Below are 23,425 nucleotides of genomic sequence, written 5' to 3' on the forward strand. Positions count from 1 at the left end.
ATATCAGAAACTGTTGAAACTGATAAGAGAAAATCCGCTTAAGTTTAATTGAGCCATTTTATAATTAAAATATTTGAGGAAGGAAGATATGGCAATTCGGCAATGTGAGTTTTTTATTCTGCCTAAAAGCGATACATATGATCTGCAATACGACCAGCAATATGGCAATATAAAGCTCTTTGAAGACGATAAATATTGGAAAAAAGCAAAGATCAAAAAAGAGATATTTTCTGAAATTTCGTGCCTATTAAAGCCTGAAAAATCTTGGTCTAACGAAATAGATCAATACGGAAGCGAAAACGGCAACCGCCTAGAGGTATTTTTTGATACTAATAATATAATAGAGTCCGTTACGTTTCGTATCGATTTTAGATCCGAGTATGAAGCCGTATTAAGGGGCATAATATCATTGTGTGAGAAAAGCGGTTTTTGCATTATAGACGGCAATTTAAATAATTTAAAATTATCCTTTAATGCTATAAAAGAGGCAATCAACAAATCCAAAAACAAAGAATTTTTTACAGAACTTGTTAGAAATAGTATAATAGGCGATAAAAAAGAACCGCCTATCATAGAGGCCGTAGATGATTTCAAATTTAAGGATGATTTTAAATGATTGTAAAATGTATAAAAGAAGATAGGCATGAGTATCTGGGATTAAACAGAACCTATTTTGTTCATGGTATCCAATATGAAGAGGGACAGGTTTATTATTGCATATTACCGTTTTTAGATGATATAGATTACAATCGATTTAATAGCAAATATTTTCAAGTAATCGATGAGACGGTGCCTACAAATTGGAAATTTGGGATGCATAGGGGATTTTTTGGATGTTTTACCGCATCTTACGAAGAGCTCATAGCAGACGCGGATCATTATGGAAAGCTTATTGACGGAGATCCGATAGAGGAGGAAATTTTTAGGAAGAGAAGAGCCGAGATGATCGATGACGTATACAATACCCATATCATCAAAGATTTTAACCGTTTCATATATGATCTAAGCTCCAATCTATCGGTGCAAATGAATATTGCAAATAAAGTGCTGGATATAGAGATATCGGACGCAAACACTGAGGCCAAACATCGCAAAATGAATATTTTAAAGGATGACGGATATAGCTGGTATTTGATAGAATCGGACGTAAGCACCTTTAAAGCCAACGCTACTAATGATTATTTAAGACCCGTATTAAAATATCTTAAATTGTGGCTAGGCAGAAAGAATTTTAGATAACCGGGCAGAAAGGTTTAGTATGGCAAGCGCGACCGATAAAGAAATTTTTATAAAAATTTTGAATGAAGATATTGATGTATGGCGCCCGGTAAAGGTTGCTCAAATCGCGCAATATATTTTTAAAATTACCGATACGACGAAATTTGAATCCGAACTGGATGAAATTTTAGAATTCAAATGCGGAGATATCGTTAAGTGTAAGGAAAAAGACGGCGATTTCTATGCTTTTGAGCTATTAGAAAAACGCGTTTTATAAATAACGACGCGCTTATCATATGGCTTGATTTAATCCCATTTTTCGCTATAATGAGCGTCAAATTTCACTCACGGGGATAGCGATGAGCCTTGTTTCTTACGAATTAAAAAAGCAAAAACTAGATGGAGCGCGCAATGTGGCGCTTTGGAAGGCGCGTGGCGGCGTGGCGGTGGTGGTGCTGGCGCTGTTTATTGCTATGCGCAAGGATTTCGGAGATTTCTCGTTCCTGTTTTTATTAGTGTTGCTAGCTCTTGCTTATCCTGCTTACAAATACCTAGCTGTGCGCATTTCGCATAAATTTGAAGCGCTCAGCGAAGAGGCTTTTAAGAATGAATTTCTGCTTTGGATCGCAAAGGAGCTGCGTCTTACCTTTCAGCCTTTCGGCGCATTTTTACTCGATGAAATTTATAAAAATCCGCTCCGTAAAGAGGCAAATCTATGCACTTGCAAGCACGCGATAGTGGGCAAGACACCCGAATTTGGCATAAAAATCGGCGACATCTGCCTAAGCCGCGATTTCGATAAAAACAGAGAAAATCGGGTATTTGAGCTGGATAAAATTCTGCATCTCAAAAAAAAGGATGATACTGCGATCTTCGACGGGCTTTTTGCAAAATTTGATTTTAGCGAGACTTTCGATAGTAAAATTTTAGTTGTGCCGCGCGGAGAGTTTATCTTCGGCGCATCAGATCTGAAGCTACTCAAAGACAGCCCACACCTAAGCGCGTCGTTTGACGTATATCTAAACAATCCCGCCGCCGCCGCATTTTTGCAAAACAAAAAAATTTTAGAAAATATGCAGACGATTACCGTAAATTTATTTGGTAAAACCGAGCTTTATCTGGGCGAAAACAGCCTTGTAATCGGCGTTGAAAATAGCGAAATTTTCAAATCTGCGCCGAGCTCACAAAGCGCAAAACTGCTCGAAAGTCTAAACAAAATGATCGAGATCGCTAAAATTTTTGCTTATCTTAAAAAGCTCGGGCAGGTAGAGTAGTCTACGCCTAAATTTGAGCGAGCGCTATTGGGCAATTTTATTTTTGCAAATCCGATCATAATCGCTCATAATTTAAGTAATTCACACCTCGAGAGGGGCGAATTACTTAGTGAATAATTTTGCCTTTCCATTAGTATTAAACGCTTAAATTTTTACAAAATTCTATGGCGGCGCTTAAAAATTTCAAAATTTTTCAAATTTTATATTCAACCATAGCGCCGCCGTATCCTATTGACACCCCTCGCATTCGATCGAGCGGTCCGCGACGTTGTTTAGCTTCTCGCTATCGGGGCTTTCGGAGCGTAGATAGTAGGTCGATTTTAGCCCCAGCTGCCACGCGAGCGTGTAAATTTCGCTCAGATAGCCGCCGCTAGCTTTGTCTAGGCTCATGAAAATATTTAGGCTCTGGCCTTGATCGATCCATTTTTGGCGGATGGCGCCCGCCTTTACGAGTAGGCGCTGATCGAGCTCGTATGCAGGTACGTACGCCTGCCACGTTTTCGGGCTTAAATTCGGTACGACGACCGGGATCATGCCGCTTAGATTGTGCTCGAACCACTTGCGCTTATACACCGGCTCGATCGTCTGCGTGGTGCCTACGAGTATGCTGATACTCGATGTCGGCGCGATCGCCATCAGGTAGCCGTTTCGCATGCCGTCGCGCTTTACTTTCTCGCGCAGTCCGTCCCAGTCGCAGCTGCTCTGCTCAAAAAGCCCACCGCGCTTAACGAGCGCCTTGGCGTTTTCGTTCGCTAAATCGATCGGGAAAATTCCTTCACTCCACTTCGAGCCCGCGAAATCAGGGTACCTTCCCTTTTCTACGGCTAAATTTGAGCTTGCTTTGATCGCGTTAAAGCTCACGTTTTCCATTATCCTATCGATCAGCTCAAAGTGCTCGTAGCTACCCCACTTCACGCCGCGCTCGGCAAGCATCTGCGCCTCGCCCATCACGCCGAGCCCTATCGCGCGGGTTTTTAGATTGGTGTGTTTGACCTTGGCGTGCGGATAAAAATTTAGATCGATGACGTTATCTAGCATCCGCACGGCGATCGGCATCACGCGAGCTATCTCCTCGCGGCTATTGATTTTGCTTAAATTTACGCTTGCGAGGTTACAAACTGCCGTCGCGCCCTCGCTGCAGCCCTTTTCTACGATAAAAATTTCTCTGCCGCCGAGCGTGTCTAACGCGGTGATCTTTTTCGCCTTTTTTACGATGCCCGCGTCGGTCGCCACATCTTCGTTTTCCTCAAACAGCCTCTCGCTGCCGTCAGCAAAAACGACTTTGATTTTGTAGTGGTTCGGCGCCGTGTTTTGAAAGATCTCCGTGCATAAATTTGAGCTCCTGATTAAGCCTTGATGCGCGTTTGGATTGATTCGGTTGGCGTTGTCTTTGAAGCATAAAAAGGGCATGCCTGTCTCAAAATAGCTCGTTAAAATTTTCTTCCAAAGCTCCTTTGCCAGGATGGTGGATTTTGAAATTTTATCATCGGCCTCGTATTGCTCGTAGCGCGCCTGAAATTCCGCGCCATATAGATCGCTCAGATCGCTTACTTCGGCGGGATCAAAGAGCGTCCACTTGCCGCCGCTTTGAAGCCTTTTCATAAACAGATCGTTTATCCACAGCGCGGGGAAAATTTCATGCGCGCGGCGCCTCTCCTCGCCCGAGTTTTTGCGCAGATCGAGGAAGTCGCTCACGTCCATATGCCACGGCTCGATATACACGGCGATAGCGCCTTTGCGCGTGCCCAGCTGATCGACGGCGACTGCGATGTCGTTTGTGATCTTTAAAAACGGGATGATACCGCCCGCGGCGTTTTTATGCCCGTCGATGCTGCCGCCCATCGCGCGCACCTTGCACCAGTCCCAGCCGATACCGCCGCCGAATTTGCTCAGAAGCGCCATCTCCTTGTAGCTATCAAAAATCCCCTCGATATTATCGGGCGTGGAGCCCACGTAGCAGCTGCTTAGCTGATGTCGCGTCGTGCGAGCGTTTGAGAGCGTAGGGGTCGCGAGCATGACTTCAAATTTAGATATGAGATCGTAAAATTTCTTCGCCCAGCTCTGGCAGTCAAGCTCGTTTTGCGCGAGGAACATTGCGATCGCCATAAACATCTGCTGCGGAAGCTCGATCGGCGCGCCGCTTTTATCCTTGATGAGGTAGCGATCGTAAAGCGTTTTAATGCCAAGATAGTTAAACTGCAAATCGCGCTGCGGCTGCAGATAGGAATTTAGATCCTCTAGATCGTATTTTTCCTTTAAGCCGAGCATTATGCGGCCCGCCGCCTCGCCGCGAGCGAAGTAATCTTTTAGGCTGTTGTAACCGCTAAAGCCCGTTACCTTGTGATACAGATCGTATAAAAATAATCGCGCGGCGACGAAGGTCCAGTTCGGGCGATCTACGTCGATCTTTTCGACCGCGGTTTTGATGAGGGTTTGCTGAATCTCCTCCGTGGTGATCATATCGCGAAACTGGATCTTTGCGTCCACCTCAAGCTCGCTAAGGCTTACATTTTCCAGCCCCTCTACCGCCTCGCTCGTGTATTTTTTGATCTTGCTTACGTCAAGTTCCTCGGTTCTGCCGTTGCGTTTGATTACTTTCATATCGTTCCTTGAAATTTAAAAATGCAAATTTAGCGTTAGTTTCCCAATATAAAATACGTCGTCAAAAGAGGCGGCGTAATAAATGCCGCTCATAATGCCGTCTTTTAAATTTACGCTAGCTGCGCTGCAAAAGCGCGCATTATAGCCAAAATTGCTTAAGCCTATCTGTCATTGCAAATATGAGATTTTGGCTTGTAAGTTTTAAAATTTAACGAAGCGGGCGGCAATGATGCGGTAAAATTCGAGCGGAATTTTATGGCGTCGCTGCGGAATTTTGCAGATAAAAATTTGCGCGGAGTCTCACGAAATTTTGCGCCGAAAAAGCAGGAAAACAAAAATCTTTGCGGGCAGGCTTAAAATCCGCCCGCAAAGCTTAAAAATTTAATTGTGCGGTAGCGGGATAGGCTTTCCGTTTAAGATCATAGAGTTGCTTGCCTTATCGAAGCTAAACTCCATCTTAACTCCATCCCCATCAGGCTTAAGAAACTGCGAGCCGTAAACTTCCGCCATCGGCGCAAAATCGCGCAAGCTGTCATAAGGCGATAAGAAGTCCGTAATGGTCGTATTTATCGTAGCTTTACCGTCTAAGCTCATGCGCTTAAAAAGCTGCGTCTCGTCGATGTAGCCGCCTAATAGCGCGCTTGCGTTAAAAGCAAATTTCTTGCCGAGGCTATTTTCAAACGAAAAATCATTCACGTTGATTTTCATATCATCTTTTAGCAGCTTCATAAAAAGCTCTTTATTTTCCGCTAATTTTTCGCCTTCTTGCGGATTTGAGATAATAGACAGATATTTTTCGAAAAGTGCGGCGCTAAAGCTGGTATCGACGCCCAAATGGATGTTTCGCACTAGCACGTCAGCGATTTTTAGGCTTTGGGCTTTATCGCTTTCGTTGAAATTTAAAATTCCATCTTTTACGCGGTAGCTACCTTCTGTGCTCATATCCGTAACTACGACGAAGCGCTGTTTATCTACAGTTACGACGAGCTCTTTTGTGCTGCCTGCAAAATCTATGTCATTCAAAAAGAGCTTAGTTATATTATCGTCTAGATCTTGGATGCCATTTTTAAAGTTTGCCTCATAGATAAGATCCTTTATATCAAGACCCGAATCCTTGCCGTCGTCTATAAAAATTTCACCGATTTTAAAGCCCAAGGCTTTTATCGTTTTTCCGCTCATATCGCTCGTGCCGTTTAGGCTAAGGCCTGCAAGACGTCCTATTCCGCCATCTTCGAGCACATTTATATCGGCTAGCTTTGCGCTAAATTTAACCTCTGTAGGTCCGTAGTTTAGATGCGTGCTAAGCGGCGCGTCAGTCTTAAACAGCTTCTTGCAAGGCTCCGCGTAATATGGAGTCTTAATCGTTAAAATTCCGTCGCTCTCAAATCCATCCGCAGCGTTTTTTACGCTATGCTTGATAGTGTAGTCGTAGCGAAAAGCAAAATCCTCCGGGAAAATTTTAGCAGGATCTGGCTCGTCCGTATCGTTGCTATCTTGCGCGCCTGCTTTTTCCTTTAGCTTGCTAAAGCCTTCAGCAAGGCTTTTTTGTAGTTTCTCTTTTTTTACTACGCCTTCGATAAAGCCGCTTGAGTTGCTATCTCCGGGATAAAATTTAGCGCTCTTAGTCTCGAAAATTTCGTTTCTAGCGATAAATTCCGCAATCTGCTGCTCAATCGCCGCGCTGGCACTTTTGCCGACCGCACCGTCAACCGTTTTGGTTATGCTATCGTTTACACTTTTAGCTACTCCCGTTTTGGCGTCCTTCGTCGCTACAAAAACGCCCGCTATAAGCGCTACGATGAGCACTAAAGCCGCGATGATCTTTTTCATCATCTCTCCTTTAAATTTAAAATTTATTTGGGTGCGTATTTTGCCGTAAATTTCTAAAATTTTCAAATTCTAGCTTAGTGTGCTTTAACCTAAAAGAAGTTATAATCGCGACATTAATATCAAAATTTAGGAAAACTTATGGCAAAACAAACGAAATATATTTTCGTCACCGGCGGAGTGCTGAGCTCGCTGGGTAAGGGCATTGCGGCGGCGTCGATCGCGACGCTTTTAAAGCACGCTGGGCTTAAAGTACGCATATTAAAGGCGGATCCTTATATCAACGTCGATCCCGGCACCATGAGCCCGCTGGAGCACGGAGAGGTTTTCGTCACCGACGACGGCGCGGAGACCGACCTGGATCTTGGGCATTATGAGCGGTTCTTGGATGAAAATTTAAGCCAAGACAACAACTTCACCACGGGCAAAGTTTACAGCTCCGTCATCGAAAAGGAGCGCAGGGGCGATTATCTGGGCAAGACGATCCAGGTGATCCCTCACATCGTAGGCGAGATCGTGCGCCGCATAAAAAAGGCGGGCGAGGGTAACGACGTGCTGATCGTCGAGATCGGAGGCACCGTGGGCGACATCGAGGGACTGCCCTTTTTAGAGGCGATCCGCGCAATGAGAGTGGAGCTTGGTAGGGTGAATACGATGAATATCCACCTCACGCTCGTGCCTTTCATCAAGGTCGCGGGCGAGCTCAAAACTAAGCCCACGCAGCACAGCGTAGGTGAGCTGCGCCGTATCGGTATTAGCCCCGATATGATAATCTGCCGCTCCGAAATGCCGCTAAATCGCGCGCTAAAAGATAAGATCGCGCTAAGCTGCGGCGTGGATAAAAACTGCGTCATTGAAAGCCCCGATAGCGCGAGCATCTATCAGATTCCGCTTGCGTTTTTGAAACAGGATATTTTAACGCCGATCGCGGAGACTTTAAGCTTAAATAAGCTCGAAGTCGATATGAGCAACTGGGACAGCCTCGTTAAGCGCGTCATCGTGCCTACGAACGAAACCACGATCGCCTTTGTGGGCAAATATATCGATCTGAAAGAAAGCTACAAATCCCTCACCGAGGGGATCATCCACGCGGGCGCTACGCTTGATACGCGGATAAACTTAAAGTGGGTAGATAGTGAAAAAATCGAAGCAAGCAATGTGGATGAAATTTTCCGCGACGTAAACGGAATTTTGGTCGCGGGCGGCTTCGGCTCGCGCGGGGTGGAGGGTAAAATTTTAGCCATAAACTACGCGCGGGTGCATAAGGTGCCGTTTTTGGGTATCTGCTTGGGGATGCAGCTTGCGATGGTGGAGTTTGCGCGCAACGTCTTAAAATTAAAGAACGCCAACTCTGCGGAATTTGACCCGCAGACCGAAGATCCGGTGATCTATCTGATCGACAGCTTCATCGACGCAAGCGGCAAAAAGCAGATCCGTACGCACAAATCCCCTATGGGCGGCACTATGCGGCTGGGCGGCTATGACTGCGACGTCAAAAAAGGCTCGCTTTTGGGTAAAATTTACGGCGAGCAAAAAACCATCCGCGAGCGTCACCGCCACCGCTACGAAGCCAATCCGAAGTACCGCGCCGAGTTTGAAAAGCACGGGCTTATCGTCTGCGGCGAGAGCGACGGGCTTATCGAAGCGGTCGAGCTAAACAACCATCCGTTTTTTCTGGGCGTGCAGTTTCACCCGGAATTTACCAGCCGTCTAGTGCGCCCAAATCCTGCTATTTTGGGCTTTATCGAAGCATCTATAAAAAATGCTAGGTAAAAATGAGATAAGGGAAATTCTAAAATCGAGATTTGCGAACGATCGGCATACTAAAATTTCTGAAATTCCCTTACCCTGCGATCTGAAAGATACCTATAAGGCGGCTTTGCGCATAAAAACTGCCATCGAAGAAAACCAGCGCATAGCCGTAGTCGGCGATTACGACGTCGACGGTATCGTAAGCACCGTCATAATGAGCGATTTTTTCAATCAAATAGGCGCGGAGTACGTCATTAAAATCCCGAACCGCTTCACCGACGGATACGGGCTAAACAGCGAGATCATAGGCGAGCTTGAGGATGTGGATCTCATCATCACGGTAGATAACGGCACCTCCGCGACGGAAGCCGCCGAAATTTGCGCTCAAAAGGGGATCGATCTCATCATCACCGATCATCACATGCCCCCGCCCGTGCTGCCTAGAGCTTATGCGATAATCAATCCGAAGCAGCCTGACTGCACCTTCCCAAATATCGAAATTTGCGGCGCGCAGGTAGCGTGGTATCTCGTGGGCGCGCTAAAAGAAACCCTCGGCGTGAACTACGATATGGCAAGCTCGATGGATATCCTCATCATCGCCATAATCGCCGATATGATGGAGCTACGCGATATGAACCGCGCGCTTTTGCGCTTCGGCATCAAGCGGCTAAATAGCTCAAACCGCGCCTGCTTCAAGGCGATTAAGGAGCATTATTTTAAAAAGCACTTCGAATTCGACGATATCAGCTACACGATCGCGCCGCTAATCAACTGCACGGGGCGGATGGACGATGCGACGATGTCGTATAACTTTTTATGCGCCAAAAATATTAGAGAGGCGAACCACTACCTAGAGACGATAAATTCCATCAACAACTCGCGCAAAGAGGAGGAGAAAAGCCTCTACGACGAGATCGTAAAAAGCGTCGATCCGAACGACAACGTCATCGTCGTGTGGGGTCCGCAGTGGCACGAAGGCATCATCGGCATCGTCGCAAGCCGCCTAAGCAAGACCTACAAAAAGCCCGCGATCGTCTTTAGCGTAAGCGACTCGCGCGCCAAAGGAAGCGCGCGCAGCATCGGTAAATTTGACATTTTAGAGCTGATCTCCTCGCAAAGCGAAATTTTAACGACCTTCGGCGGACACAAGGGTGCTGCGGGCGTGGGGATCGATCCTGCGCTACTTCAGGAGTTTAAGCGGCGCGTAAATGAGCGCATTACGCCTAAAGACCTGAGCGATTTTAGCGCGCAAGACGATCTGCTGGGCGAGCTGGACGCGTCGCAGATAGACTTCGAGCTGCTTGAAATTTTGGAATTTTACGAGCCCTACGGGCAGAAAAATCCGCGCCCGCTCTTTTGTATCAAAGGCGCGCGCGCCCGCAATATCAGAGAGATCGGCAAGGAGGGCAAGCATATCAAAATGGCGCTTGACAAAAACGGAGGCAGCGTCGAGGCGCTGTTTTTCAACTACGACTTTTTGCCGCGAGCGGGAGAGCGAGTGGACGCGATCTTTACGATTAGCAAAAACAACTTCCGCGGCACGATCACGCCCGAGCTCATCATCAAGGAGCTGACCCCGAGCGAGAGCTAAATTTTAAAATTTAGGCCTGCTTGGTGGGCATTTCGCGCCGGACACGGCCTTTAAATTTAACTCTCGATCTATGAGCTAGGCCGCGCATTGCGCACTCGGCGGGTTCGCCCTACTACAGCGCCCGTCTACTCTACTCGCCCGATATGTATTGCACGCTCGGCGCGACTTAAAAATTTAACGCGCGAGCTATGAATTTGACTTGCGATGCGAGCTCAAGCGCGCGATTTCGGGGCTAGACACAGCGCGCAAACGCAGTGCGTTATTTTCAGCTCCCGCGCGGTTTGCAAAACAGACGAAATTTTTAGGCGCGGTGAAAATAAAATTTAAACGTTTTGGAATTTTAAAATTTTGCGAGGGCGAGCGGGAGCAGGCGGGAACAAACAAGGCGATCCTAAGAATGAAATTTCGGATAAAATTTTATGAAGCGGCGGGCGGGCTAAATTTTAAAATTTGACCCGTCCTTAAACTTATAGGCTAAAAAACCACCACTAAAAACCACTTAAACGGCATCGGAGCGAAGATCGCGTGCGGCAAGCCCGCAGGCATGACGATGCTTTGCCCCGCTTTTACGCGGTGCTTCTGCCCATCGATCGTGAAATCGCCCTCCCCCTCAAGCACGTAAACGAATGCGTCGCCGTCGGATTTGTGCGAGCTGATCTCCTCACCGCCGTCGAAGGCGAAAAGGGTCATATTCAGCGCCGGATTTTGCGCGAGGGTGCGCGAAATCACCTTGTGAGGGGACACTTCGACTAGCGAAGCAAGCTCTACGGCCTTGACGGCGTCGATATTTTTGATGTGTTGCATAAGTTCTCCTTGAAATGAAATTTGATCGATTGTAGCTAAAAATTAGCAAGCTCGCTTTGATGATTATCAATCCGGATCCGCGCTGAAAGGATTTTTCAGAAAGATCGGGACGAAATTTATCAGATATAGCGCGACCGCGGCGATGAAAAGCGCCGAGGGGATCATCACGTATAAAATAAAGCTCTCGCCCGCAAAAACGGCTCTTAAAGCCCCCGCGAGCAGAGCCAAAACGAGCGCCGCGCGGCTTAGGCGCGGGAAGTTTAACGGCGAAATTCCGCTGTGGCGCTGTCCGGCGATCATCCCTACGAAAAGTATCGCTCCATACATATAGCAGATTGCGATGACGTGCAGCGGCGCGGCAGCGTACCCCCCGCGGATCAGCGCCGCGCCCAGCCACAGGTATCCCGCCGCGCACGCAGCCTGCAACGCGTAGTAAAACGCCATATAGTGGCGGCTTAGAATTTCGACGTAGTGCAGCTCGCGAAGTTTCGCCAAAAACAAAAATCCGATGCCAAGCGCGATAAATCCGCATGCCGCCTCGCTTAAAAAGGGCGTCGCGAGCGCCAAAGCAAAGGAGAGGAAAGCGGCTAAATTTTTGTAGATAAAATTTGGAATAAAAACGGCGTCGCTTAGCCCCGCCTCTCTTAGCGCTTCGTTGCCGATGACGACGCTTATGCGGTAGCTTACGACGGCGATTGCCGCGACGTTGATATGCACGAAGCTAAGCAAAAACTTCTCATCCCCGCTCGCGCCGTAGGCCGCAGAGCAGGCGCAAAACGCCGCAAGGACTGCCAGGATGCTAAAATTATTCGAGTTTTTATCCAGCCACAAAAGCAGCGCCGCAAAGATGAAAAATATCGCCCAAAACAGCGCCGTAATCGCAGCCGCAAGCCGTAAATTTAAAAAGCTCGCGATAAAAGCCGCGATCAGGCAGGCGGCAAAGGCGAGCGAAACGGGCTTTAGCGAACCCTCGAAGTTCGTCCAATCGGGCAGCGCGGTAAGCAAAAACGCCGCGTAGATGCACGAAGGCGCCAAAAATAGAAAGTAAAACTTATGAGCGCTCACATAATCGATCGCCAGCGCATCGGGTGCTAAAAAGCTAAGCGCGCCCAGCGCCGCAAAAAAGCAGGCGAAAAGAACGAAGGCGCGCATCGGATGGGAGAAAAAATTTCTCGCGCGCTCATCTTTAAATTTAGGCGCGTAAAAGCCTAGCTCTTGCCGCTGCGCCGGGCACGACTCGGAATTTTTAGAGCCCTGCGGCGAAACAGGCTCGGCATGGCTTTGCGTGGAATTAGCCTTGGAATTCCGATCGGAATTTTTAGCGCTCTGCGAGAAGTTTTGAACAGAACTCGGCTCGGCGCTTCTGCCGTTTTGTGAGAAATCCCACGCGAAATTTTGATTTTTAAAGCTTTGCGCGGAGGTGGGTTTGGAGTTTTGACTTTGATCGGAGCTTTTAACGCTTTGCAAGAAGCTTAACAATAAATTCCGTTCGGAATTTTTAATGCTCTGCGAAAAACTCGCCTCGGAATTTGGCTCGGTGCTTCTACCGCTTTGCAAGAAACCCTGAGTAGAATTTTGATCGTAGCTTTTACCGTTTTGTGAGAAGTCCTGTGTGGAATTTTGATTTTTAAAGTCTCGCGCGAGCTCTGTCTCTAAATTTCGATCGGAATTTTTAGCGCTCTGCGGGAATTTCGGCTCAAAATTTCGGCCCGAATTTCCGAAGCCTTGCATAGACCCAACTTCCCTACCGCGAGTGGAATTCCAAAAATTTTGTATAAAATTTAAAGCGGAAATTTTGAAATTTTGCGCAGGCTCCGTTTCTAAGCTCCAAGTAAAATCTTTAAAATTTTCTGCAAAATCGGGGGCGAAACGTTTAAAATTTTGTGCGACTTCGCAGCCTCTGTGCCGGAGGCCAGATCCGCACGGCGCACCAACCGCACTCTCAAAGTAAAATCTACGCGGCGCGGGAATTTTATTTTCAGGGCCCAGTCTGCCCGGCGTGCGGGTCTCGCGCCCAAAACTCGTCAAATTGTACGGACCGGCGCTCTTCTTGGCACCTTCGCCGGCGCGGATTTGCTTTTTTAAATTTACAAATTGTGAGGCGGCGAGGTTAAATTTCTTCAAATTTACGGGGCTAAAATTCTTAAAATCGCGCGCGACATGTAAATTCAAAAAATTCTGCACCGCACAAAAGGTGCCTAGAGTGGGATTTTGCTCGCTACCTAGCCCACTTGCATCGCAAAACAGCGAGTGGCAGGCACCCAAAATAGTTTTTTGAGTGCTACACTTCGCGCTAAATCCGCATGTATCAAAACCGCAACGTAGAAAGGTGTCTCGGTTCGCGCCAACGCGCCGTAAGCAAGCGCTCGCGCTAGAGCCGCAGTAAATATCGCTGCTAAATTGCGCTAAATTGCGCGCGGTAAAACCGCAGCACACTACGCCGTTCAAGAGCACGCTCACGCTATAATCGCAGTTCGCACGGCTGCGCAGTTCGTATTTCGGTGTGATAAAACCGCAGTGCCCCGTATCCTGTAAGAGGCTGTGTCTGCCCGCGCCGACATCGATACATCCAGAACCCCGCAAAAGCTCGCGCCTGCGCGCATCCAGATCGTAGCGCCCGATGCCCCGAAAAAGCCCATCTATGCGAGCGTTGAGGTCGTCGCAGCTAGCGCCCGACAAATGCCCGTATCTGCCCACGCCCGGATCACAATATGTACCAAAACCTCGTTCATACGCGCCTAGGCCGCAACGTAAGTTTGAATTTCGTGCGGAATCTCCCTGTTTGCGCGCATTAAAGATAAAATTTCTATTCATAATAGCTCACCCCCCTAAACTGTTCGCTTACCACGCGCTCTTCGTACCGCTCGTCGCGCGCGCTTAGCGGCTCGTCTAGGCTCACGACGCGCCTAAGCCCCATCCCTTTGGGTTCAAGCTCGATGATCTCATGGCTTAGGCGTGCGGCTTCGAAGCGGTCGTGAGTCACCAAAAGGCAGGCAAGCCCCTCGCGCTCGATCTTTGAAACTAAAATTTCGATCAGCACGCCGCGCAGATCGCGATCTAGACCTACAAACGGCTCATCAAGTAGCGCTAGATCGCAGCCGCTAAGGATCGTGCGCAAAAACGCCGTGCGCTTTTGCATTCCGCCGCTTAGCTCTCGCGGGAATTTGTTCAGATCGCTCGGGCTTAGCCCGATCTTTGCGGCGAGGGCGTAAATTTCGTTCACGCCCGCAGGGCTAAAAATTTCGATATTTTTAAGCGCCGTGAGGTTTGGTAGCAGGCGGTTTTCTTGAAACAAAAAGCTGATTTTTTTAAAGCCGTTTTCGATCTGTCCGCTTTTTTTATCCTCCAGCCCGCAGACCAACCGCAAAAGCGAGGTCTTGCCGCAGCCGCTGGGGCCAAAGAGCGTCTTTACTTCGCCCGAGCGCAGTCGCAGCGAAAAATCGGAAATTATAACGTCGCGCAGAATTTCATAGCGCAGATTTGAAATTTTTAGCATCATCTGCTCCACGGCATCAGTAAAATTTGAAGCGGCTTGGTCACGAGATAATCGAAAAGCGCCGTAAAGGCTATGACTAGGCACACATATGCCATAACCTCGACCGTATCGATATTGACGCGTGCTTCGGCGATCTTTGCGCCGATGCCGTCGTTCGCGCCCAAAAGCTCCGCCATCACAAGCACCTTCGCGCCGTTGCTAACCGCGACGTAGATCGCGGGAAGCAGCCGCTCGATTAGGTGCGGCGCGTAGAGGTAGCGCAGTTTTTTTAAAATTGAGCTTTTGTAGCTGTCGAAAAGCTCGGTGTATTCGGTGCTCACGCTAGCCATCGCCTGCGCCGCGGACGCAAAAGTCATCGGCGCGACGACGATAACGACGGTAAAAAGCACGCTTGTATCGCCGAAATGAAACCAAAATATCGCAAGCACGATCCAAACGATGGGCGGCGTCGAGAGAAGCACGGTAATTAGCGGGTTTAAAAAGGCTCGCAGGCTTTTGAAATACCCCGCCGCAAGCCCGCTGCAAATCCCCGCAAAAAGCGCGAGGAAGGTACCCACAAGCGCTCGCTTAAGCGATAAGGCTAGATCGTTTGCGGCGAAATTTTTTAAAATTTCGCACGCCTTAGAAAAAACCGCCGCAGGCTGGGGAAGAATAAGCGGCCCATAGGCCTCGCTCGCTACCTGCCAGACGGCTATGAAAAAGCACACCGCCCCTAGGCTCGCAAAGCCGCCCCACAGATAGTCTATGACGTAAAACGCGGGGTTTTGAGCTTTGCGAATTTTATCGATTTTTAGCATAGAAAAAATTCGTCCTTAGGCATCGCGCCGCCGAGGAGCTTAGGGTTAAATTCCATCAAAATTTCATAAAATTTCAAAAGCTCGTCCTTGATCTCGCTAGGCTTTTTGACGCATAAATTCGATGTATCAATGCTCATAAATATTGCAGGCGGCGGCGCGGGAAAGAAATTCGTCCCGATCGCCGCGGCGCTTTGTTTGTTTGCCTTTATCCACGCAAGCGCGTCTGTCAAATCGGCATTTAAAATTTCAAAATCCGCCTTTTTAGCGGCGTAAAAATCGGTATCGGCGATGATGCCCGCTTGCGGGATTATGGGCTTTACCGAAAACGCTTGCGCCCACATATCGCTTAAATTTGCCCCTCGTTGCACGGCGATGCCCGATACTTTGCCCTTTAAGATCATGGCGCTTGCTAGCGGCTCCACCGTGATCGCGACGTCGTAGTCCTTAGCCAAAAACAGCTGCGCGCTCTCTGCGGGGCTGGCGGTGTAGTCGATATTCAGCCCGCTAATGCCCTGCTTTTTCGCTATGGCTCGCACGATTATGTCTAGCATATCGTTTTTAAAAGGCATTACGATTTTTTTGCCCTTCAGCTGTGCAAATTCCGTTATCTTCTCGCCCTTGCTCATCACGAAATTTAGCCCCTCGGTGAGGATATTTACCATGCCGATCTTGCGCCCCTGATTTGCGAGGTTCACCCCCACGTTACTAGGACTCATCATGACCTTGTACTCGCCGCTTGCCACGCCCGCGCGTAGCTGATCGGGATCGCGCCAAAGCTCAAGCTTGGCATCGTATTTTTTGCCTATCTGCCCCTGCATGCACGCAACGCCGATGATGAGGCTAGGCATCGCGGGCGCGCCGTAGATAGTAAAGGCTTCCTTTGCAAAAAGAGGGCTAGCAAGCCCGCTAGCCGCCAACGCGGACGTAAGTTTTAAGAAATTTCTTCTTTGCATCTTTTCCTCTTTTCTTTCCTGCCAAATGGCAAGATTTTGATAATCGATGTGCAATTATATCAAAAACAGGAGTGATTCGGTTTGATTAAGCTCAATAGTCCCGCTTTAAATTTTAATGCGCTAAAATTTAAAACGCCCCGCAGCGATAAAATTTTATGCTAAAATGGAGAAAATTTCAATCCAAGGACATAAAATGAGAAGCGACATCATCAAAAAAGGCTATACGCGTGCGCCGCACAGAAGCCTGCTAAGAGCGACCGGGCTAAAAGACGAGGACTTTGAAAAACCCTTCATCGGCGTGGCAAACAGCTTCATCGAGATCATCCCGGGGCACTTTTTTCTCAACAAATACTCCGAAATTTTAAAAAACGAGATCCGCAAAAACGGCTGCGTGCCCTTTGAGTTTAACTGCATCGGTGTGGACGACGGCATCGCGATGGGGCACAGCGGGATGCTATATAGCTTGCCTAGCCGCGAGCTGATCGCAAACTCCATAGAAACGGTGATGAACGCGCACGCGCTAGACGCGCTCGTGTGCATGCCAAACTGCGATAAAATCGTACCAGGCATGCTTATGGGCGCGCTTCGCGTGAACGTGCCTACGGTTTTTGTTAGCGGCGGCCCGATGAAAAAGGGCTACACCAAAAAAGGCGAGCCGATCGACCTATCTACGGCGTTTGAGGCGGTGGGTAAATTTGAAACCAAAGAGATCAGCGCCGAGGAGCTAAAAGAGATCGAGTGCGCCGCCTGTCCGAGCGGAGGCAGCTGCTCGGGGATGTTTACGGCAAACTCGATGAATACGCTGTGCGAGGCGATGGGTGTCGCGCTAAAAGGCAACGGCACCGTGCCTGCGCTTACGCCTGAGCGCGAAGAGCTTATCAGGCAGGCTGGACGCCGCATCTGCGAGATAGCGCTAGATGAAAAATACAAAATCCGCAACGTCGTGAACGAAAAATCGATCCAAAACGCCCTAGTCGTCGATATGGCGATGGGCGGCAGCAGCAACACCGTGCTGCATATCCTGGCTATCGCGCGCGAAGCGGGGGTAAATTTACAGATCGCGGGACTCAACGAGATCAGCCGCAAGATCGCGCATATCGCCAAAATTAGCCCTAGCCTGCCAAACGTGCATATGGAGGACATCGACCGCGCGGGCGGCCTAAGCGCCGTGATAAATGAAATTTCACGCCGCGACAACGGGCTGCTGGGGCTAGACGCGCTAACGATAAGCGGCGAAAGCCTAGGCGAGCGCGTCGGAGCTAGCGCCATAAAAGACGAATCTGTTATCCGTAAGGTCGAAAACGCCTACTCGCAGGTCGGCGGGCTGGCGGTTTTGTTTGGAAATTTAGCCGAGCAGGGCTGCGTCATCAAGACCGCGGGCATCATCGGCGAGCGCAAATTTAGCGGCAAGGCGGTCTGCTTTAACAGCCAAGACGAGGCGATAGAGGGCATCTCAAGCGGCAAGGTAAACAAAGGCGACGTGGTCGTCATCCGCTACGAAGGGCCGCGCGGAGGCCCGGGCATGCAGGAGATGCTAAGCCCAACGAGCCTAATCATGGGGCGAGGGCTAGGTGCTGACGTCGCTCTCATCACGGACGGCAGATTTAGCGGCGCGACGAGGGGGCTAAGCGTCGGGCACGTGAGCCCCGAAGCTGCCGAGGGCGGTATGATCGGACTGCTGCAAGACGGCGACATCATCGACATCGACGTGGATACATACGCGATCAACGTGCGCCTAAGCGAAGAGCAGATCGCCGCGCGCAGGGCGAAATTTAAACCGATTGAAAAACCGCTGCCGTACCGCTGGCTGCGAATGTACCGCAAGCTGGTAACGAACGCTAGCAACGGAGCGATTTTGGAGGCGTAGAATTTAAAATCGGTAGGTATCGTAGTTTTAAAAATTTAAATAAGGAATGATTTTTTTGTCTGAGAGAAATTTTACCTATAAGGATTTAGAGCAAGTAGAGACTGAAATAGAAAATATACATGAGGCGCTTGCTAATGTCTATAATAATAAGTCATGTATTTGGAAAATTAGTAGAACTCTTGACAAATTAAAAAATTCAAATTTTTCTAGTACGGAAAAATATATAATAGCTATATTTAAATCTGAATATGCCAAGCGCATGAATAGAACCGATGAAGCCATCAATTTTCTACAAAAATTTATAAAACAAGATGATTTTAAAATTTTATCTGATACGACCCGCGGTCTTATTAATGAAATAGAACAATATTTGTTGGTTTTGAAGCAAGATAATATTTACTCAGCCAGTAGAACTGCATTTAGAACCACTATCATAAGGTATATTAAATCGATTAAAATATTAAAAGAAGAGAAAGAAATTATCGAAAGGTACATAAAAAGTAGAAATATAAAGGAACAAAAAAATCTGAATTATGAATTTTTTGAAAAAGAGAATGTATTGTATGCTGTTTATAACAATCTTAGCAATATACTTGAAGATGTAAGCATTATGCAATCATATATAAGACATATGAAAAATTCTATGTATTTTAATTTTCTTAATTTGTTTTCTATTGCTACGAGACATACAGTTTTATTATTTTGGATGGTTGTTTTTATTGGAGGGGTATTTTGTTTGCCTTACTTTTTTAAAATTGGAATACCACCGCAGATTAATGTTAATGAAATAATTCCGTTATTGCTTTTTATTGGTATTTTAGGATTAGCGTATGTTGTTACGGTAGGTTTACTTTCTTTTATAGGTAGCTATTTTATTTTTAATGTCAAAACTAATGAAAAATGGATAAATAGATATTTTATAATTACACAAATTTACTTATTTGCAATTCTTACTATTCCATTTCTATATGAAATTAAATTTTTTAGTAAATATTTAAATCTTATACTTAATAATTTCGGCACTATTCTAGTTGTTTATTTTATAGCATCTATATCATATTTTATTTTATCTATGTTTAAAACCGGAAAATTTAAAGATGATGTAAATTTATTTATATTTTTACATCCTCTTTTTGACTTTCTTCTCATAGTAATAGTTTATTTTGGATATAAAGATATAGTACTACCAGTATTTTTGTGTTTTTTTCTAATTATTCTTGTTACTAGAATAGCTGCTTTTTCAAAATACTTTGATTATAAAACAGTTTTTTGGCTTTCTTTCTTTATTGGGTTAGGTCCAATTTATCTTTTAAGTCCCGATTTTGTAAGAATGATCAAGCTTGCGAACTATAAAGCCAATTTCATAGTAAAAAATGAATTTATCGAAAGCGAGAAATTGGATAAAATCCCGCTATGTTTTCAAGACTATAATGATACTTGCAAAAATTTAAAATTAAGTGATGATAATAAAACAGCAATAAATAGCCTCATAGTAAAGGTCAAATTTGATGAGCAATATTTTTTTAAAGCCCAAGTACCAAAAGATGAATTTAATATAACAAAAGAGCGCGTCATACGCTATCAAGATGAAAATTTGACTGATATTTCACAGAAAATGTTTAAAATTTTTAAAGTAAAAGAATGCAAGTATAACTCTACTGCTTCTTGCTATATCCATAATGACAAGGAGGGTAACATAACCATAAAGCATTATCATAAAGATATGGAAAATATTATACAAGATGAAAATGGTAAATATTTTATAGAGTTTCCGGTAAGAAAAGAAAATATATTAAATTGAGCGTTATCTTGCCTAAAACAAGGTACATTATCCAAATTTATAGTGATTTGGCTACAAAATTTCTGAAATAATCTAACAGCTATCTTAAATGTATGGACGCTTTAAATTTTACGATAAACACAAAATGAGCAGATCCGCAGATTTTTCAAACCGCGCAAAGCGGAGGATTTGTCTTACGCGGCTAAATTTAAATTTTAAAACCTACAAATCCCTCGGATCGGCGATCTTGCCTGCGACGGCGCTAGCTGCAGCTACGGCTGAGTTTGCCAGATATACTTCGCTCGTTCTATCGCCCATGCGACCGACGAAATTTCGATTAGTCGTGCTTACGCAGCGCTCGCCCACGCCCAAAATCCCCATATATCCGCCCAGGCACGCGCCGCAGGTCGGGTTGCTCACGACCGCACCCGCTTCGACGAAAATATCCCACAGTCCCTCTTTTTGCGCGGCCAGAGCGATCTTTTGCGTCGCAGGCGTGATGATGAGGCGGGTTTTGCGCGCGACCTTGCGACCTTTTAAAATTTGCGCCGCGATCCGTAGATCGGAGAGCCTGCCGTTGGTGCAGCTGCCGATAAAGACCTGATCGACGGCGATGTCATCGCGCACCGCCTCGCGCACGCTCTTGCCATTGCTAGGCAGAAACGGATACGCAATCACCGGATCAAGCTTGCTCACGTCAATCTCTAAAATTTGCTCATAGTTCGCGCCCTCGTCGGAGTAGTGGAATTTCGGCTCGGCGCGCAAATTTTTATCCGCCAAAAATTTCTTCGTGATCTCATCGACCGCGACTATGCCACTCTTGCCGCCCGCTTCGATCGCCATATTGCAAAGCGAAAATCTGCTATCCATATCCAGGTGCTTAAGCGCGTCGCCGCAGAACTCCAGCGCCTTATAGCGCGCGCCGTCCACGCCGATGAGGCGGATCACTTCTAAAATCAGATCCTTGCCATAGATGTGCGGCGCGGGCTTGCCGTGAAAAATTACTTTGATCGTAGGCGGCACTTTAAACCAATTCTTGCCCGTTATCATCGCAAAAGCAAGATCGGTGCTGCCCATACCGGTCGCAAAAGCCCCTAGCGCGCCGTGGGTACAGGTGTGACTGTCCGCGCCGATGATGACATCGCCGGGCACTACGAGTCCTTTTTCAGGCATCAGCGCGTGCTCGATACCCATATCCTTTTCGTCGAAATAATTTTTCAAATCGTGCTTATAAGCAAACTCGCGTGAAATTTTAGCTTGGTTTGCGCTTAAAATATCCTTTGTGGGGATGTAGTGATCCATCACGATCGCAAAGCCGTCCGGGTTGGCGAGCTTTTTCGCGCCGCTAAGCTCGAACTGCTTGATCGAAATCGGCGTCGTGATGTCGTTGCCGATGACCATATCGATGGCGCTTTCGATGATTTGTCCTGCAAAAACCGCCTCGCCCACGTGCTCGCTAAAAATTTTCTCCGTGATCGTTTGCTTCATAAAATCTCCTTCGTGTCGGTTAAATTTGCGCGATTTTAGCTAAAAAATCATAAATTTTTGCAATTTTATGTATAATTGAGCCGCAAGGAGCGAGATGATGGAAATTTTAGATATTTTTGCAAACCGCAGAAGCGTAAGAAAATATGCGGATGCGCTGCTTGAGAACGAGGCGCTGGATAAAATTTTAAAAGCGGGCCTGCTTGCGCCCTCAGGTCGCGCGCTGCGTCCGTGGGAGTTCATCCTCGTGCGCGACAAACGGATGCTTGAGCGGCTAAGCGCATGCCGCACAGGCGGAGCAGATATGCTAAAACAGGCCACAACCGCGATCGTAGTGATCGCAGATACGCAGAAGCAGGACGTCTGGATCGAGGACTGCTCGGTAGCGCTAGGTTACATGCACCTTGCCGCAAGCGCGCTAAATCTCGGCAGCTGTTGGGTGCAGGTAAGGCTGCGTGCCGCTGCGGACGGACGCAGCAGCGAGGAGTTTTTGCGCGAGGCGCTGGGCTTTCCGCTAAATTTCAAAGTAGAAGCGATACTGGCCCTCGGCGTACCGCAACAGCGCCCGAGCCCGCACGATCTGCAAAAGCTAAATTTAGCCAAAATCCATAAAGAGAAATTTTAACGCGTATGAAGTACCAAAGCTTAATTCAAATTTGCGAGTATCTGCAAAGCAAAAAATTTATCTCGCACATAAAGCGCACGGGCGATAATCTTTTTAAAATTTGCTTCGACGGCGACGAGACGCTGTTTTTCGACATGGACAAAACGAGCTCCAATATCCACAAAAACGCCGCCTTCGTGGAGAGCAAAACCTACAAGGCACCCTTTGACGTGGTACTCGCCAAGCGCTTTGTGAAAAGTAAAATTTTAAAGATCGCCGTGCCGCAAAATAATAGAATTTTATCTCTTCGTGCCGAGCTTAGCGCGGGCTATAAAAGGCTCGTCTCGGAGATCCATTTCGAATTTACCGGGCGCTTTACGAACGTCATTATCACGGATGAGGCGGGGGTTATTTTGGAGGCGCTGCGCCACTTCGATAACGATTTTAGAAGCATTCGCGTCGGCAAAAAGCTGATCCCGCTGCCTCCGCGCGAGATAAAAGAGCAAAAGGCGGCGCGCATAGAGGATTTTAGCGCCTTTTTTGAAGCGGAATTTAAAAGCTTAAACGAGCGCAAGATCACCTCGCTAAGAAACGTAAAGCTCGCTCGCATCGAGAAAAAAACGGAGGCTTTAAGCCAGAGCCTAAAGGAGCTTCCAAGCGCGGCCGAGCTTTTGAGACAGGCCGAGCTTTTTAGCCTGCGCGCCGATCTGCTGAAAGAAAATTTATACAAAATCAAAGACTACGAAAGGCACATTTCGCTCATTTCGCGCACCGGCGAGCGGGTGGAGTTTGATATACAAGATCCGCCTAAAATCGCGCTCTCGCAGCTGTACGCCGAAGCAAAAAGGCTGCGAAACAAAAGCGCAAATTTGCATCTGGAGGAGCAAAATCTAAAAAGCAAGCTGGAATTTTACGAAAGCCTGTGCGAGCTGATCCAAAACGCGCAAAGCGAGCAGGAGCTTGAAATTTTGCTTCCGCGCAAACGTATCGTGCAGGAGCGGCGCAAGGAGGGCGAGGGCGAACAGGACGTGCAGAACTTCTATCTGGGCGATTTTAAAATCAGCGTCGGCAAAAACGAGCGCGGTAACATCCGCCTGCTTAAAAACAGCGGCAAGGAGGACTTTTGGTTTCATCTCAAAGACATTCCTAGCGCGCACGTAATCGTAAAGACGAACAAGCAGAACCTAAGCGAGGAGGCGGTGCAGATGGCCGCTAAAATTTGCGTAAATTTCAGCGTCAAAGAGAGCGGAAAATATCTCGTCGATTACACCAAGCGCCGAAACGTAAAGATCAACGAAGGCGCCTTCGTAAACTACATAAATTTCAAAACGATCAGCGTTTTAAAGCCGCAATAAGCGAGCTTGATGTATAATTCA

The 23,425-nt window shown here is 47.2% G+C and carries 19 protein-coding genes; 11 read left to right on the forward strand and 8 right to left on the reverse strand.

Features of this window, described 5'->3' with window-relative positions:
- Positions 1 to 88 precede the first annotated feature (88 nt).
- The 4 genes from Q0393_RS07110 (at position 89) to Q0393_RS07125 (ending at position 2,492) form a co-directional block, all read left to right on the forward strand.
- Positions 89 to 616 (forward strand): hypothetical protein, encoded by a 528-nt coding sequence (locus Q0393_RS07110; protein ID WP_298979035.1) that lies wholly within the window; start codon positions 89 to 91, stop codon positions 614 to 616.
- Entirely contained in the window at positions 613 to 1,239 is a 627-nt protein-coding gene (locus Q0393_RS07115; protein ID WP_298979037.1) for a hypothetical protein, read from the forward strand. Before Q0393_RS07110 ends, Q0393_RS07115 begins: the two co-directional genes overlap by 4 nt.
- 19 nt (positions 1,240 to 1,258) lie before the next feature.
- The gene (locus Q0393_RS07120) at positions 1,259 to 1,495 is read left to right on the forward strand and encodes a hypothetical protein (protein WP_298979039.1); all 237 of its coding nucleotides are present in this window, start codon (positions 1,259 to 1,261) and stop codon (positions 1,493 to 1,495) included.
- Positions 1,496 to 1,577: 82 nt separating this feature from the next.
- Entirely contained in the window at positions 1,578 to 2,492 is a 915-nt protein-coding gene (locus Q0393_RS07125) for a DUF3137 domain-containing protein (RefSeq protein WP_298979041.1), read from the forward strand.
- Positions 2,493 to 2,720: 228 nt separating this feature from the next.
- Here Q0393_RS07125 and Q0393_RS07130 read toward each other — a convergent pair whose 3' ends face one another.
- Both Q0393_RS07130 and Q0393_RS07135 read right to left on the reverse strand, forming a co-directional pair.
- Entirely contained in the window at positions 2,721 to 5,093 is a 2,373-nt protein-coding gene (locus tag Q0393_RS07130; RefSeq protein WP_298979043.1) for a ribonucleoside-diphosphate reductase subunit alpha, read from the reverse strand.
- 381 nt (positions 5,094 to 5,474) lie between these two features.
- Complete coding sequence (locus Q0393_RS07135; protein ID WP_298979045.1) at positions 5,475 to 6,923, reverse strand: DUF945 family protein; 1,449 nt, start codon at positions 6,921 to 6,923, stop codon at positions 5,475 to 5,477.
- 138 nt (positions 6,924 to 7,061) lie between these two features.
- Here Q0393_RS07135 and Q0393_RS07140 point away from each other — a divergent pair, with 138 nt between their 5' ends.
- From Q0393_RS07140 to Q0393_RS07150, 3 genes are all read left to right on the forward strand, one after another.
- Positions 7,062 to 8,693: a CTP synthase gene (locus Q0393_RS07140; RefSeq protein WP_298979047.1), complete on the forward strand. Its 1,632-nt coding sequence runs from the start codon at positions 7,062 to 7,064 to the stop codon at positions 8,691 to 8,693.
- Complete coding sequence (recJ, locus tag Q0393_RS07145; protein ID WP_298979048.1) at positions 8,683 to 10,263, forward strand: single-stranded-DNA-specific exonuclease RecJ; 1,581 nt, start codon at positions 8,683 to 8,685, stop codon at positions 10,261 to 10,263. The genes Q0393_RS07140 and recJ overlap by 11 nt, the downstream gene beginning before the upstream one ends.
- Before the next feature lie 310 nt (positions 10,264 to 10,573).
- A complete protein-coding gene (locus tag Q0393_RS07150; protein WP_298051620.1) occupies positions 10,574 to 10,717 on the forward strand; it encodes a hypothetical protein in 144 nt (47 codons plus the stop codon).
- Positions 10,718 to 10,737: 20 nt separating this feature from the next.
- Here Q0393_RS07150 and Q0393_RS07155 read toward each other — a convergent pair whose 3' ends face one another.
- The 5 genes from Q0393_RS07155 to Q0393_RS07175 all read right to left on the reverse strand — a co-directional run bounded on the left by Q0393_RS07155 (position 10,738) and on the right by Q0393_RS07175 (position 16,313).
- Positions 10,738 to 11,067 carry a cupin domain-containing protein gene (locus tag Q0393_RS07155; protein WP_298979050.1) on the reverse strand — a complete coding sequence of 110 codons (330 nt, stop codon included), beginning with the start codon at positions 11,065 to 11,067 and terminating at the stop codon, positions 10,738 to 10,740.
- 66 nt (positions 11,068 to 11,133) lie between these two features.
- Positions 11,134 to 13,881, reverse strand: a complete 2,748-nt coding sequence (locus Q0393_RS07160) for an NnrS family protein (protein ID WP_298979051.1) — start codon at positions 13,879 to 13,881, stop codon at positions 11,134 to 11,136.
- Entirely contained in the window at positions 13,874 to 14,563 is a 690-nt protein-coding gene (locus Q0393_RS07165) for an ATP-binding cassette domain-containing protein (protein WP_298979052.1), read from the reverse strand. The genes Q0393_RS07160 and Q0393_RS07165 overlap by 8 nt, the downstream gene beginning before the upstream one ends.
- Positions 14,563 to 15,360: an ABC transporter permease gene (locus Q0393_RS07170; RefSeq protein WP_298979054.1), complete on the reverse strand. Its 798-nt coding sequence runs from the start codon at positions 15,358 to 15,360 to the stop codon at positions 14,563 to 14,565. Before Q0393_RS07170 ends, Q0393_RS07165 begins: the two co-directional genes overlap by 1 nt.
- On the reverse strand, positions 15,354 to 16,313 hold the full coding sequence (locus tag Q0393_RS07175) for an ABC transporter substrate-binding protein (protein WP_298979056.1): 960 nt from the start codon (positions 16,311 to 16,313) through the stop codon (positions 15,354 to 15,356). The genes Q0393_RS07170 and Q0393_RS07175 overlap by 7 nt, the downstream gene beginning before the upstream one ends.
- Before the next feature lie 193 nt (positions 16,314 to 16,506).
- Between Q0393_RS07175 and ilvD the strand changes: the two genes are divergently transcribed.
- Together ilvD and Q0393_RS07185 are read left to right on the forward strand one after the other, a co-directional pair.
- On the forward strand, positions 16,507 to 18,180 hold the full coding sequence (gene ilvD / locus Q0393_RS07180; protein WP_298979058.1) for a dihydroxy-acid dehydratase: 1,674 nt from the start codon (positions 16,507 to 16,509) through the stop codon (positions 18,178 to 18,180).
- Positions 18,181 to 18,235: 55 nt separating this feature from the next.
- Positions 18,236 to 19,981, forward strand: a complete 1,746-nt coding sequence (locus Q0393_RS07185) for a hypothetical protein (protein ID WP_298979060.1) — start codon at positions 18,236 to 18,238, stop codon at positions 19,979 to 19,981.
- 201 nt (positions 19,982 to 20,182) lie between these two features.
- On the opposite strand, the gene Q0393_RS07190 is transcribed toward Q0393_RS07185, so the two are convergent.
- On the reverse strand, positions 20,183 to 21,448 hold the full coding sequence (locus Q0393_RS07190; RefSeq protein WP_298979062.1) for a 3-isopropylmalate dehydratase large subunit: 1,266 nt from the start codon (positions 21,446 to 21,448) through the stop codon (positions 20,183 to 20,185).
- A gap of 94 nt (positions 21,449 to 21,542) precedes the next feature.
- Between Q0393_RS07190 and Q0393_RS07195 the strand changes: the two genes are divergently transcribed.
- Together Q0393_RS07195 and Q0393_RS07200 are read left to right on the forward strand one after the other, a co-directional pair.
- Positions 21,543 to 22,070, forward strand: a complete 528-nt coding sequence (locus Q0393_RS07195) for a nitroreductase family protein (protein ID WP_298979064.1) — start codon at positions 21,543 to 21,545, stop codon at positions 22,068 to 22,070.
- A 5-nt stretch (positions 22,071 to 22,075) separates the two neighbouring features.
- Positions 22,076 to 23,404 (forward strand): NFACT RNA binding domain-containing protein, encoded by a 1,329-nt coding sequence (locus Q0393_RS07200; protein ID WP_298979066.1) that lies wholly within the window; start codon positions 22,076 to 22,078, stop codon positions 23,402 to 23,404.
- Positions 23,405 to 23,425 lie beyond the last annotated feature (21 nt).

Origin of the sequence: uncultured Campylobacter sp. (genome assembly GCF_938015785.1) — a bacterium.
GTDB lineage: Bacteria > Campylobacterota > Campylobacteria > Campylobacterales > Campylobacteraceae > Campylobacter_B.